General features: G+C 60.5%; 14 protein-coding genes. 12 read left to right on the top strand and 2 right to left on the bottom strand.

The features are described 5' to 3' along the window. The first annotated feature begins 98 nt into the window (after positions 1–98). The 8 genes from puuE to BT199_RS01565 all read left to right on the top strand — a co-directional run bounded on the left by puuE (position 99) and on the right by BT199_RS01565 (position 7309). A complete protein-coding gene (gene puuE / locus BT199_RS01595) occupies positions 99–1025 on the top strand; it encodes an allantoinase PuuE (RefSeq protein WP_014719292.1) in 927 nt (308 codons plus the stop codon). Continuing rightward, complete coding sequence (uraD, locus tag BT199_RS01590) at positions 1022–1537, top strand: 2-oxo-4-hydroxy-4-carboxy-5-ureidoimidazoline decarboxylase (protein WP_014719293.1); 516 nt, start codon at positions 1022–1024, stop codon at positions 1535–1537. Before puuE ends, uraD begins: the two co-directional genes overlap by 4 nt. Positions 1538–1578: 41 nt before the next feature. Then, the gene (alc, locus tag BT199_RS01585; RefSeq protein ID WP_014719294.1) at positions 1579–2574 is read left to right on the top strand and encodes an allantoicase; all 996 of its coding nucleotides are present in this window, start codon (positions 1579–1581) and stop codon (positions 2572–2574) included. A gap of 135 nt (positions 2575–2709) precedes the next feature. Continuing rightward, on the top strand, positions 2710–3213 hold the full coding sequence (locus tag BT199_RS01580; RefSeq protein ID WP_003192823.1) for an ureidoglycolate lyase: 504 nt from the start codon (positions 2710–2712) through the stop codon (positions 3211–3213). Between the two features lie 51 nt (positions 3214–3264). Further along, positions 3265–4548 (top strand): urate hydroxylase PuuD, encoded by a 1284-nt coding sequence (locus BT199_RS01575; protein WP_003192825.1) that lies wholly within the window; start codon positions 3265–3267, stop codon positions 4546–4548. Positions 4549–4743: 195 nt separating this feature from the next. Then, positions 4744–6087, top strand: a complete 1344-nt coding sequence (locus tag BT199_RS01570) for a nucleobase:cation symporter-2 family protein (protein ID WP_003192826.1) — start codon at positions 4744–4746, stop codon at positions 6085–6087. 44 nt (positions 6088–6131) lie between these two features. Next, positions 6132–6500: a hypothetical protein gene (locus tag BT199_RS26645; RefSeq protein ID WP_130175205.1), complete on the top strand. Its 369-nt coding sequence runs from the start codon at positions 6132–6134 to the stop codon at positions 6498–6500. Positions 6501–6523: 23 nt separating this feature from the next. After that, positions 6524–7309 carry an outer membrane protein OmpK gene (locus BT199_RS01565; protein WP_003192827.1) on the top strand — a complete coding sequence of 262 codons (786 nt, stop codon included), beginning with the start codon at positions 6524–6526 and terminating at the stop codon, positions 7307–7309. 108 nt (positions 7310–7417) lie between these two features. On the opposite strand, the gene BT199_RS01560 is transcribed toward BT199_RS01565, so the two are convergent. After that, positions 7418–8566, bottom strand: coding sequence for a patatin-like phospholipase family protein (locus BT199_RS01560; RefSeq protein WP_072433723.1), 1149 nt, complete (start codon positions 8564–8566; stop codon positions 7418–7420). 55 nt (positions 8567–8621) lie between these two features. After that, positions 8622–9557, bottom strand: a complete 936-nt coding sequence (locus tag BT199_RS01555) for a lipid A biosynthesis lauroyl acyltransferase (RefSeq protein WP_072433722.1) — start codon at positions 9555–9557, stop codon at positions 8622–8624. Between the two features lie 119 nt (positions 9558–9676). On the opposite strand from BT199_RS01555, the gene minC reads away from it, so the two are divergent. The 4 genes from minC (at position 9677) to BT199_RS01535 (ending at position 12521) form a co-directional block, all read left to right on the top strand. Next, positions 9677–10414 (top strand): septum site-determining protein MinC, encoded by a 738-nt coding sequence (minC, locus tag BT199_RS01550; RefSeq protein WP_014719299.1) that lies wholly within the window; start codon positions 9677–9679, stop codon positions 10412–10414. A 199-nt stretch (positions 10415–10613) separates the two neighbouring features. Next, complete coding sequence (minD, locus tag BT199_RS01545; protein ID WP_003192835.1) at positions 10614–11426, top strand: septum site-determining protein MinD; 813 nt, start codon at positions 10614–10616, stop codon at positions 11424–11426. Between the two features lie 3 nt (positions 11427–11429). Continuing rightward, positions 11430–11684, top strand: coding sequence for a cell division topological specificity factor MinE (gene minE, locus BT199_RS01540; RefSeq protein ID WP_003175252.1), 255 nt, complete (start codon positions 11430–11432; stop codon positions 11682–11684). A 201-nt stretch (positions 11685–11885) separates the two neighbouring features. Next, positions 11886–12521 carry an RluA family pseudouridine synthase gene (locus BT199_RS01535; RefSeq protein ID WP_003192838.1) on the top strand — a complete coding sequence of 212 codons (636 nt, stop codon included), beginning with the start codon at positions 11886–11888 and terminating at the stop codon, positions 12519–12521. The last annotated feature ends 53 nt before the right edge of the window (positions 12522–12574 follow it).

The following is a 12574-nucleotide window of genomic DNA, read 5'->3' as shown; positions in this document are numbered from 1 at the left end:
AAGTTGTATACAATCACTCATCGCTGTGACGCCACTCAGTCATTCCACTGCCCGGACGCCACACACACCTGCTACCACGAACAAGAAGGAAGACTGCAGTGAGCGCTGACTACCCACGCGACCTGATCGGTTACGGCAGTAACCCTCCTCACCCCCACTGGCCGGGCAAGGCACGCATTGCGCTGTCGTTCGTACTCAACTACGAAGAAGGCGGCGAGCGCAATATCCTGCATGGCGACAAAGAGTCCGAAGCCTTCCTTTCGGAAATGGTCTCGGCCCAACCGCTGCAAGGCGAGCGCAACATGAGCATGGAGTCGCTGTATGAGTACGGCAGCCGTGCCGGTGTGTGGCGCATCCTCAAGTTGTTCAAAGAGTTCGACATCCCGCTGACCATCTTCGCCGTGGCCATGGCCGCCCAGCGGCATCCGGACGTGATCCGCGCCATGGTCGCCGCCGGCCACGAGATTTGCAGCCACGGCTACCGCTGGATCGACTACCAGTACATGGACGAGGCTCAGGAGCGCGAGCACATGCTCGAAGCCATCCGCATCCTCACCGAACTCACCGGTGAACGCCCACTGGGCTGGTACACCGGCCGCACCGGCCCCAACACCCGTCGCCTGGTGATGGAGGAAGGTGGCTTTCTGTACGACTGCGACACCTACGACGACGACCTGCCCTACTGGGAACCCAACACCCCCAACGGCAAGCCGCACCTGGTGATCCCCTATACCCTGGACACCAACGACATGCGCTTCACCCAGGTGCAGGGCTTCAACAAGGGCGACGACTTTTTCGAATACCTCAAGGACGCCTTCGACGTGCTGTATGCCGAAGGTGCCGAAGCGCCAAAGATGCTGTCCATCGGCCTGCATTGCCGCCTGATCGGCCGCCCGGCACGCCTGGCCTCGCTCAAGCGCTTCATTGAATACGTCAAAGGCCATGACCAGGTGTGGTTCACCCGCCGCGTGGACATCGCCCGTCACTGGCACCAAACCCACCCTTTCCCGGGAGCGGCGAAATGACTGCGTTCCAGACCCTGAAACCTTCGACCTTGAGCCGCGACGCCTTCGTCCAGGCCTTTGCCGATATCTACGAACACTCGCCATGGGTGGCCGAAAAGGCCTTCGACCTGGGCCAGGACGCGTCGATCGACCAGATCGAAACCCTGCACCAGCGCATGAGCGATATCCTGTTGAGTGCTGATCACGCCTCGCAACTGGCGCTGATCAATGCTCACCCGGACCTGGCCGGAAAAGCTGCCGTCCAGGGCCAACTGACCCAAGCCAGCACCGATGAACAAGCGGGCGCGGGTATTCACCAATGCACGGCCGAAGAGTTTTCTCGCTTCACCGAGCTGAATGAGGCCTACAAAGCCAAGTTCAAGTTTCCCTTCATCATGGCGGTAAAAGGCAGCAACCGGCATCAGATCCTCGCCGCGTTCGAAACGCGCATCCACAATTCGGCAGACACCGAGTTCAAGTGCGCGCTGGACGAGATCAACAAGATCGCGTTGTTCCGTTTACTGACCCTCTAGCAGTCCATCCCCAGCCACTCTATCTAAGGCAGACAAGAAGAATGAAAGCTTACGCCGTACCTTTCGAAAAGTTCGTCAACCTGGCCGACGCCCGCCTGGGCACCAAGATCATCTCGGTGACCGATGACTGGTTCGCTGACGCCAACCGCCTGTTCCAGCCGACCCCGGCCGTGTGGAAGGAGGGCGTTTTCGATGACAACGGCAAGTGGATGGACGGCTGGGAGTCACGCCGCAAGCGCTTCGAAGGCTACGACAGTGCGGTGATCCGCCTGGGCGTGCCGGGTTCGATCAAAGGCGTGGACATCGACACTTCATTCTTCACCGGCAACTTCCCGCCGTCGGCTTCCCTGGAAGCCTGCTTCCTGGCCTCGGGCGAGCCGGATGCCAACACCCAGTGGGTGGAAGTGCTGTCAGCCGTCGAGCTGCAAGGCAACAGCCACCACTACCACGAGATCAACAACGACCAGGCGTTCAGCCACCTGCGCTTCAACATCTACCCGGATGGCGGCGTGGCCCGTCTGCGTGTGTACGGCGTGCCGTTCCGCGACTGGTCTTCGGTGGGCGACAACGAACAGGTCGACCTGGCTGCCGCGCTCAATGGCGGTCGTGCCCTGGCCTGTTCCGACGAACACTTCGGCCGCATGAGCAACATCCTCAACCCGGGCCGCGGCATCAACATGGGCGATGGCTGGGAAACCGCGCGTCGTCGTACACCGGGCAATGACTGGGTGATCGTCGCCTTGGGCCACCCGGGCGAGATCGAGAAAATCGTGGTCGACACCCTGCACTTCAAGGGCAACTACCCGGATACCTGCTCGATCCAGGGCGCTTTCGTGAAAGGCGGCACCGACAGCCAGATCGAAACCCAGTCGCTGTTCTGGCGCGAACTGCTGCCGGCGCAGAAGCTGGAAATGCACGCCGAACACACCTTCGCCGAGCAGATCAAGGCGCTGGGGCCGATTACCCACATCCGCTTGAACGTGTTCCCGGATGGTGGTGTGAGTCGCCTGCGTGTCCTGGGCAAAGTCTCGAAATAACACCCGATCGTCCCCACGCTCTGCGTGGGGACGCATCCCGTGACGCTCCGCGTCACACAGCGGACGCAGAGCGTCCAGGGCAGCGTTGCCACGCAGAGCGTGGGAACGATCTATAGACAAGATAAGAAGACAGCCATGCGCACACTGATGATCGAACCCCTGACCAAAGAAGCCTTCGCCCCTTTCGGAGACGTTATCGAAACCGATGGCAGCGATCACTTCATGATCAACAACGGGTCGACCATGCGCTTTCACAAACTGGCCACGGTCGAAACCGCGAAGCCGGAAGACCACGCCATCATCAGCATCTTCCGCGCCGACGCGCAGGACATGCCGCTGACTGTGTGCATGCTGGAGAGACACCCGCTGGGCAGCCAGGCTTTCATTCCGCTGCTCGGCAACCCCTTTCTGATCGTGGTCGCGCCACTTGGCGATGAACCTGTATCGGGCTTGGTCCGCGCCTTCGTCACCAACGGCAGGCAGGGCATTAATTACCATCGCGGCGTCTGGCACCACCCGGTGCTGACGATCGAAAAGCGGGATGACTTCCTGGTGGTTGATCGCAGTGGCACAGGCAATAACTGCGATGAGCATTTTTTCAAAGAGGATGAGCGTTTGATCCTCGCCCCCCACCAATAAGAGAAGGTCTGATCACCCGACAACAAGGGTGACAGGCGAGAGGTAAAGACTGTGGAAGCACATCTGTTGGAATGGCTGAACCTGAGCGTGCGCTGGGTTCACATGATCACTGGCGTCGCCTGGATCGGCGCTTCTTTCTACTTCGTCTGGCTGGAAAACAACCTTAATCGCGTCAACCCCAAGAACGGCCTGGCCGGTGACTTGTGGGCGATCCACGGTGGCGGTATCTACCACCTGGAAAAATACAAACTGGCCCCGCCGACCATGCCGGACAACCTGCACTGGTTCAAATGGGAAGCCTATTTCACCTGGATGTCGGGCGTCGCGCTGCTGTGCGTGGTGTTCTACCTCAACCCCACGCTGTACCTGCTCGCCCCCGGCAGCAGCCTCAGCGGCACCGAAGGCGTGTTGCTGGGCATCGGCTCACTGTTCGCCGGCTGGTTCATCTACTCCTTTCTGTGCGACTCGGCCCTGGGCAAACGCCCTGCCCTGCTCGGCTTGATCCTGTTCGTGCTGTTGATTGCGGCGGCTTACGGCTTCAGCAAGGTATTCAGCGGCCGGGGTGCCTACCTGCACGTGGGTGCGGTGATCGGCACGATCATGGTGGGGAACGTGTTCCGCATCATCATGCCGGCCCAACGCGCGCTGGTGGCGGCCATCGCCGAGAACCGCACACCCGACCCGGCGCTGCCGGCCAAGGGCCTGTTGCGCTCACGCCACAACAACTACTTCACCTTGCCGGTGCTGTTCATCATGATCAGCAACCACTTCCCGAGCACCTATGGCAGCCAATACAACTGGCTGATCCTGGCCGGGATCGCGGTGGCGGCGGTGTTGGTGCGCCATTACTTCAACACCCGGCATGACAGCCAGAAGTATGCGTGGACCTTGCCCGTGGGCGCCTTGGCGATGATCAGCCTGGCCTACGTGACCGGGCCCAAACCGGCTGAACCGATTGCCAAGGCACCGGCTGCCATCGAGTACCAACCCCTGCCGGAAACTGCATTGGGCGGTGGCTTGAAACCCGCCGCGCCTGCCGCACCCGCCGCTGAACCGGCACCGGCCCAGGCCACCACGGACTTCGGCCAGGTGCACCACGTGATCGAGCAACGCTGCACCGTGTGCCACTCGGCCAAGCCCACCAGCCCGCTGTTCAGCACCGCTCCGGCTGGGGTGATGTTCGACACACCGGCACAGATCCAGCAGCAGGCGGCGCGGATTCAAGCGCAGGCCGTGGCCAGCCAGATCATGCCGCTGGGCAACATTACCCAGATGACCCAGCAGGAAAGGGATTTGATTGGCACCTGGATCAATCAGGGGGCCCGCACCAACTGACTGTTTCACACAGGACCAATGTGGGAGCTGGCTTGCCTGCGATAGCGGCAGATCACCAACATTTTCGGTGACTGACACACCGCCATCGCAGGCAAGCCAACTCCCACAAGGGAGATCAGTGATGGTTTGAAGATTAAGTTTCATCCGGCAATTGAATGCCAAACAACACAAAAATAAAAAGATTCGAGGTGTTGCATGTCCCAGTTAGAAACGCAGACTCCTGCCGCGCCCGCCATGGTGCGGCTGCCCCTCTTGCAATTGATTCTGGTAGGCCTGCAACACGTCTTGCTGATGTACGGCGGTGCCGTCGCCGTGCCCCTGATCATTGGCCAAGCCGCCGGCTTGAGCCGTGAAGAAATCGCCTTTCTGATCAACGCCGACCTACTCGTAGCCGGTATTGCCACCATGGTGCAGTCGTTCGGCATCGGCCCGATGGGGATCCGCATGCCGGTGATGATGGGCGCCAGTTTTGCCGCCGTGGGCAGCATGGTCGCCATGGCCGGCATGCCCGGTATCGGTTTGCAGGGCATCTTTGGCGCGACCATCGCCGCCGGGTTCTTCGGCATGCTGATCGCGCCGTTCATGTCCAAGGTGGTGCGCTTTTTCCCACCGCTGGTGACCGGTACGGTGATCACTGCCATCGGCCTTTCGCTGTTTCCCGTGGCGGTGAACTGGGCCGGCGGAGGTAGCGCCGCCGCCACGTTTGGCTCGCCGGTCTACCTGGCGATTGCCGCCCTGGTGCTGGGCACTATCTTGCTGATCAACCGCTTCATGCGCGGCTTCTGGGTGAACATCTCGGTGCTGATCGGCATGGGCCTGGGTTACGCGCTGTGTGGCGTGATCGGCATGGTCGACCTCAGTGGCCTGGCCCAGGCGCCATGGGTGCAGGTGGTAACGCCGTTGCACTTTGGCATGCCCAAGTTCGAGTTGGCGCCAATCCTGTCGATGTGCCTGGTGGTGGTGATCATTTTTGTCGAGTCCACCGGCATGTTCCTCGCCCTGGGCAAGATCACCGGCCAGGAGGTCACGCCGAAGATGCTGCGACGCGGCCTGTTGTGTGATGCCGGCGCGTCGTTCTTTGCCGGCTTCTTCAACACCTTTACCCACTCCTCCTTCGCGCAGAATATCGGCCTGGTGCAGATGACCGGCGTGCGCTGCCGCTCGGTCACGCTCATGGCCGGCGCGTTCTTGATCGTGCTCAGCCTGTTACCCAAGGCGGCCTATCTGGTGGCATCGATTCCACCTGCGGTACTCGGCGGCGCGGCGATTGCGATGTTCGGGATGGTGGCGGCAACCGGAATCAAGATTCTGCAGGAAGCCGACATCGCCGACCGCCGTAACCAGTTGCTGGTGGCGGTGAGTATCGGCATGGGCCTGATCCCCGTGGTACGCCCGGAGTTCTTCGCACAACTGCCGTTGTGGATGAGCCCGATTACCCACAGCGGCATCGCCATGGCCACCCTCAGCGCGCTGTCGCTGAACATCCTGTTCAACATTCTCGGCGGCGCTGAGCGCCCCGAAGTCGCACATACGCATTGATTCCTTTGTTAGTACAAAAATAACAACAAACAGGGAACCCCCACATGCACAACCTTGACATGGGGCCGGCCACACGCCGCGCCCCATTCTTGCCCCTCGCGCTCTGTTACAGCGCACTTGAGCCCAGGCCTGGGAGCCAGTATTCTCCGCGCCCGCTCGAATCGACTCAAAAAAAAACAGCGAATGTAAAAGCTGACCTCAAGGCCAACTTATCCCGGCCTGATGTTTGCTGCCAAAGTGCACAAAAGTCCCCTGAATTCGACTGCATCCGCTGCAGCCGACGGGGATTTTTTGGCTTTTTCAACACCTTGGCGCAGCTCTTGCTAAAAGCATCAAAGCTGACCGAACAGACGATTTTTGCAGCGAACCAAAAGGCGCCACACCAGAGCGCCTGCGTAGAAGAAAAACCATAAAATTTTAACTCGGGAGCAACCGAATGAAACCTATGTTCAAAGGCCTGATGCTGGCTGGATCACTGTTGGCCGGTGGCCAGGCCGTAGCCGGTGACTTGTTGCAATGGCAAAACAACAGCCTGACTTATCTGTGGGGCAAGAGCTTTACCGTCAACCCGCAGATCCAGCAAACCGTCACCTTCGAACATGCCGACGCATGGAAGTACGGCGACAACTTCTTCTTCCTCGACCGTATCTTTTACAACGGCAAGGAAGACGGCAATGTCGGCCCGAATACTTACTACGGCGAGTTCAGCCCGCGTTTGTCGTTCGGCAAGATCCTGGACAAGGACCTGTCGTTCGGCCCGATCAAGGACGTGCTGCTGGCCTTCACCTATGAGTTCGGCGAGGGCGATAACGAGTCCTACCTGCTGGGTCCGGCGTTCGACTTGAACATCCCCGGTTTCGACTACTTCCAGTTGAACTTCTACCAGCGCCAGACCGAGGGCAATCGCCCGGGTGACGGCGTGTGGCAGATCACTCCGGTCTGGTCGTACACCATTCCCGTGGGTAATTCCGACGTGCTGATCGACGGTTTCATGGACTGGGTGGTGGATAACGACAAGAACGCCCGCGGCACTTATCACGCCAACCTGCACTTCAACCCGCAGGTCAAATACGACTTGGGCAAGGCGCTGCATTGGGGCGACAAGCAGTTGTATGTGGGTTTTGAATACGACTACTGGAAGAACAAATACGGGATCGAGGATTCGGGAGCATTCAAAACGACTCAGGACACAGCAAGCTTCCTGGTCAAGTACCACTTCTAAAGGTCGATCGCGGTTCCCTGTGGGAGCTGGCTTGCCTGCGATCGCGATGTGTCTGTGCCAGCAGTGTTGGCTGGCATACCGCTATCGCAGGCAAGCCAGCTCCCACATTCAGTTTGACGTCAGGCCGAGGAAACGAGTGATTTCTTCGCGCTTGGCCAGCGCATCCTTGCGCCCTAGTTCGATCAACTCGCTGCAATACCCCGCCTCGAACAGCAGATAACTCAACACCCCCGCCCCGCTGGTCTTGGTCGCCCCCGGCCCACGCAAAAACACACGCAACGCCGCCGGCAGTTCCTGACGATGTCGTGCAGCGATTTCATCGATGGGCTGGCTGGGCGCAATCACCAGCACATCCACCGGCGTCAGGCCCTGTACCGCGGCATCGGCAGGGACAACCCGACTGAACTGATTCAAGCGCTCCAGCAGTTCAATGTCGCTTTCCAGGCTGTCAATGAAGGTACTGTTGAGCATATGCCCACCGATTTGCGCCAGGGTCGGTTGCTGGCCGGTGTAGGTGCGCTGCGTCGAGGCTTCGTTACCCCTGGGATTGCCGCTCACGCCGACGACCAACACACGGCTGGCCCCCAGGTGCAAGGCCGGGCTGATGGGCGCTGACTGCCGCACGGCGCCATCGCCAAAGTACTCTTCGTCAAGTTTGACCGGAGCGAACAACAGCGGAATCGCGGAGCTTGCCAATAGGTGCTCTACCGTCAGTTGGGTCGGTACGCCAATGCGCCGATGACGCAACCAGGCATCGATGGTGCCGCCGCCCTGATAGAACGTCACCGCTTGCCCGGACTCATAACCAAAGGCCGTCACCGCCACCGCCTGCAAGTGCTTGCGGCGGATAGCCTCGTCGATGCCGTCCAGGTTCAAGCGCGCTTGCAGCAAGTCGCGCAGTGGGGAGCTATTGAGCAACGCCACCGGCACCTGGGCACCCAGGCCCAACAGGCTGTGGATCAGGAAGCGACTGGCCTGGCGTATGACTCCCGGCCAATCGCTGCGCAGCACCTGGTGGCTGCGAAAGCCTTGCCAGAACGCTGTCAGCCGTTGGACAGCCGCACAGAAGTCACTGGCCCCACTGGCCAGGCTCACCGCATTGATCGCGCCGGCGGAGGTGCCGACGATCACCGGAAAAGGATTCGGCGCCCCCGGCGGCAGCAACTCGGCAATTGCCGCCAACACCCCCACCTGATACGCCGCTCGCGCCCCGCCGCCGGAAAGAATCAAGCCTGTGACCGGTTCAACTGGGCGCATTGCGTCACTCCATGTGGCGAAAAGTTGGGCTTATCAACGTCATATCACGGCACGGTTATCGACGGCGCTTCTCGTATAGCTTGGGCTCACCCGGCGGCCGACTCTTGAAGCGGCGATGGGTCCACAGGTATTGCTCGGGGCAGTCGCGCACCGAGGCCTCGACCCACTGGTTGATGCGCAGGCAGTCGATTTCGTCGGTTTCACCCGGGAAGTCGGTCAGCGGCGCATGGATCACCAGGCGGTACCCGCTACCGTCAGCCAGGCGCTCCTGGGTAAACGGCACCACCAGCGCCTTGCCCAGGCGTGCGAACTTGCTGGTGGCGGTGACGGTAGCAGCCTGGATGCCAAACAACGGCACGAAGATGCTTTGCTTGGCGCCGTAGTCCTGGTCTGGCGCGTACCAGATGGCCCGGCCGGCGCGCAGCAGCTTGAGCATGCCGCGCACGTCGTCACGCTCCACGGCCAGGGAATCGAGGTTGTGGCGTTCACGACCACGGCGCTGGATAAAGTCGAACAGCGGGTTGCCGTGTTCGCGGTACATGCCGTCAATGGTGTGCTTCTGCCCCAGCAGCGCCGCGCCGATTTCCAGGGTGGTGAAGTGCAGCGCCATGAGGATCACGCCCTTGCCGTCCAACTGCGCCTGCGTGAGGTGCTCCAACCCTTCGACATGGGCCAGGCGCGCCAGGCGCGGCTTGGGCCACCACCAGCTCATGGCCATTTCAAAGAAGGCGATGCCGGTGGAAGCGAAGTTTTCCTTGAGCAGGCGTTTACGTTCCTTGGCGGATTTTTCCGGGAAGCACAGCTCAAGGTTGCGCGCCGCAATACGGCGACGATCGCCCGCCACGCGGTACATGCCCGCGCCCAGCAGGCGACCAATGTTCAACAGCGCCCGATACGGCAATTGAGTGACCAGCCACAGCAGGCCGAGCCCCAGCCATAGCAGCCAAAAACGCGGGTGAAGAAATACAGCTCGAAAACGCGGGCGATCCATTACAGATTCCGGTAAAGACAAGGGCCGCGCATTCTACAACGGTTCGACTCGGCTTGCGGCGAGTGAGTGTTCTCGTTATAAGTCTCGACACTTTTCGTGACAAGCCGCTTTCGCCGACCATGAGCCAAACCGAACCGCTAGACCAAGATCCCGTGTTCCAGCTAAAAGGCAGCATGCTCGCCATTACCGTGCTGGAACTGGCCCGCAATGACCTCGACGCCCTGGACCGCCAACTGGCCGCCAAGGTCGCCCTGGCGCCAAACTTTTTCAACAACGCCCCGCTGGTGCTGGCGCTGGACAAGCTGCCGGCCGGCCAGGGCGTGATTGATTTGCCCGGCCTGATGCGCGTATGCCGTTCCCATGGCCTGCGCACCCTGGCGATTCGCGCCAGCCGCATCGAAGACATTGCCGCCGCCATCGCCATTGAACTGCCAGTACTGCCACCGTCCGGTGCCCGTGAGCGCCCGCTGGAACCATTGGTCGGCGAAGAAAAGAAAAAACCGGAAAAACCACCGGAGCCTGCGATCAGGCCTACAAAGATCATCACTTCGCCGGTACGCGGCGGGCAGCAGATTTACGCCCAGGGCGGCGACCTTGTGGTGGTCTCCTCGGTCAGCCCGGGGGCGGAACTTCTTGCCGATGGCAACATCCATGTATACGGCCCGATGCGCGGACGCGCCCTGGCCGGCATCAAGGGTGATACCAAGGCCCGTATTTTTTGCCAGCAGTTGACCGCTGAGCTGGTTTCCATCGCAGGTCAGTACAAGGTTTCCGAAGATTTGCGCCGCGATCCACTGTGGGGCGCTTCGGTACAGGTCAACCTGTCGGGCGATGTGTTGAACATCATCCGTCTTTAACGGATACTGCCGCATTTTCCAAGCATCTCTAGACTCTGATAGCAAAGCGAAACCGGCAAGACTTGTGTAGGACTTTTTGGAAGTTGGTGTTTCCCCATGGAAACCCCGTCTTTTTCCTGCAAAGGCTGTCCGCCTGCGGCGAGTTCCAAGAGATGTTTTTCAGGGACCGAAAGTCCTTTTTCCTTAGGGGTGAAACACCTTGGCCAAGATTCTCGTGGTTACATCCGGCAAGGGTGGTGTGGGTAAGACCACCACCAGCGCCGCTATCGGTACCGGCCTCGCTCTGCGCGGCCACAAGACAGTCATCGTCGACTTCGACGTCGGTCTGCGTAACCTTGACCTGATCATGGGCTGTGAGCGTCGCGTGGTGTATGACTTCGTCAACGTGGTGAACGGCGAAGCCAACCTGCAACAGGCCCTGATCAAGGACAAGCGCCTTGAGAACCTGTACGTGCTGGCTGCCAGCCAGACCCGTGACAAAGACGCGCTGACCAAAGAAGGCGTCGGCAAAGTCCTCGCCGAGCTCAAGGAAACCTTCGAATACGTGGTCTGCGATTCCCCGGCCGGTATCGAAACCGGTGCTCACCTGGCGATGTACTTCGCCGACGAAGCCATCGTGGTGACCAACCCGGAAGTCTCCTCGGTACGTGACTCGGACCGCATGCTCGGCCTGTTGGCCAGCAAGTCCAAGCGCGCCGAAGAAGGCCAGGACCCGATCAAGGAGCACCTGCTGCTCACCCGCTACAACCCGGAGCGCGTCAACAACGGCGAAATGCTCGGTGTTGAAGACGTGAAGGAAATCCTCGCCGTGACCCTGCTGGGCGTGATTCCGGAATCCCAGGCCGTGCTGAAGGCATCCAACCAGGGCGTACCGGTGATTCTCGACGACCAGAGCGACGCCGGCCAGGCGTACAGCGATGCCGTCGATCGCTTGCTGGGCAAGACCGTGGAACACCGCTTCCTCGATGTCAAGAAGAAGGGATTCTTCGAGCGTATCTTTGGAGGCAACTAAACAATGAAATTTCTCGACTTCTTTCGCGCCAACAAAAAACCCAGTACCGCATCGGTCGCGAAAGAGCGTCTACAGATCATCGTGGCGCACGAACGCGGCCAACGCAGCACCCCGGACTACCTGCCAGCCTTGCAGAAGGAACTGGTCGAGGTGATCCGCAAGTACGTCAATATCGGCAACGATGACGTGCATGTCGCCTTGGAAAATGACGGCAGCTGCTCGATTCTGGAACTCAATATCACCCTGCCCGATCGTTGATCGAACGGGCGGTCGCCACGGCGGCTCTGCTACCTGGCCCTGTACTGCTGTAGGAGCGAGCTTGCTCGCGAAAAACCTGAGAACACCGCGTTTAACCTCAATGAACGCAGTGCCGATAAGTTCTTCGCGAGCAAGCTCGCTCCTACAGGGTGAGGGGGCGGTCAGTGGAGCCGCCGTTGGTGTTTGTTACGAGGCTGTTTAATGCCGCTGTCCAATATCCACATCCTGCATCAGGACGACGCTGTCCTGGTGGTGAACAAGCCGACCCTGCTGCTCTCGGTGCCTGGCCGCGCCGACGACAACAAGGACTGCCTGATCACTCGCCTGCAGGAAAACGGCTACCCCGAAGCCCGCATCGTCCATCGCCTGGACTGGGAAACGTCGGGGATCATCCTGCTGGCCCGGGACGCCGACACCCACCGCGAACTGTCCCGCCAGTTTCACGACCGCGAGACCGAAAAGGCCTACACCGCCCTGGCCTGGGGCCAACCGGCACTGGACAGCGGCAGCATTGACCTGCCCCTGCGCTACGACCCGCCGACCAAGCCCCGCCATGTGGTCGACCATGAGTTCGGCAAACATGCACTGACCTTCTGGAAAGTCCTGGAGCGTTGCGGCGACTGGTGCCGCGTAGAGCTGACACCCATCACCGGGCGCTCGCACCAGTTGCGCGTGCATATGTTGTCCATCGGGCATCCGTTGCTGGGCGATGGTCTGTACGCCCATGAACAAGCCCTGGCCGCCTGGCCGCGCCTGTGCCTGCATGCAAGCATGCTCAGCTTCACCCATCCGCAAAGCGGCGAGCGCCTGCGCTTCGAGTGCCCTGCGCCTTTTTGAAGGGCTGATGCGGTCAAATGTGGGAGCTGGCTTGCCTGCGATATCGGCGTGCC

This window comes from Pseudomonas sp. NFR02 (assembly GCF_900119375.1).
GTDB lineage: Bacteria > Pseudomonadota > Gammaproteobacteria > Pseudomonadales > Pseudomonadaceae > Aquipseudomonas > Aquipseudomonas paracarnis.
This window is presented reverse-complemented; position numbering and strand designations above follow the sequence as displayed.

Excerpts from the sequence above, each read along its gene's own strand:
- uraD (WP_014719293.1), top strand. The coding sequence starts at position 1,022 with ATGACTGCGTTCCAGACCCTGAAACCTTCGACCTTGAGCCGCGACGCC.
- alc (WP_014719294.1), top strand. The coding sequence starts at position 1,579 with ATGAAAGCTTACGCCGTACCTTTCGAAAAGTTCGTCAACCTGGCCGAC.
- BT199_RS01580 (WP_003192823.1), top strand. The coding sequence starts at position 2,710 with ATGCGCACACTGATGATCGAACCCCTGACCAAAGAAGCCTTCGCCCCT.
- BT199_RS01570 (WP_003192826.1), top strand. The coding sequence starts at position 4,744 with ATGTCCCAGTTAGAAACGCAGACTCCTGCCGCGCCCGCCATGGTGCGG.
- BT199_RS26645 (WP_130175205.1), top strand. The coding sequence starts at position 6,132 with ATGCACAACCTTGACATGGGGCCGGCCACACGCCGCGCCCCATTCTTG.
- BT199_RS01565 (WP_003192827.1), top strand. The coding sequence starts at position 6,524 with ATGAAACCTATGTTCAAAGGCCTGATGCTGGCTGGATCACTGTTGGCC.
- BT199_RS01560 (WP_072433723.1), bottom strand. The coding sequence starts at position 8,566 with ATGCGCCCAGTTGAACCGGTCACAGGCTTGATTCTTTCCGGCGGCGGG.
- BT199_RS01555 (WP_072433722.1), bottom strand. The coding sequence starts at position 9,557 with ATGGATCGCCCGCGTTTTCGAGCTGTATTTCTTCACCCGCGTTTTTGG.
- minC (WP_014719299.1), top strand. The coding sequence starts at position 9,677 with ATGAGCCAAACCGAACCGCTAGACCAAGATCCCGTGTTCCAGCTAAAA.
- minE (WP_003175252.1), top strand. The coding sequence starts at position 11,430 with ATGAAATTTCTCGACTTCTTTCGCGCCAACAAAAAACCCAGTACCGCA.
- BT199_RS01535 (WP_003192838.1), top strand. The coding sequence starts at position 11,886 with ATGCCGCTGTCCAATATCCACATCCTGCATCAGGACGACGCTGTCCTG.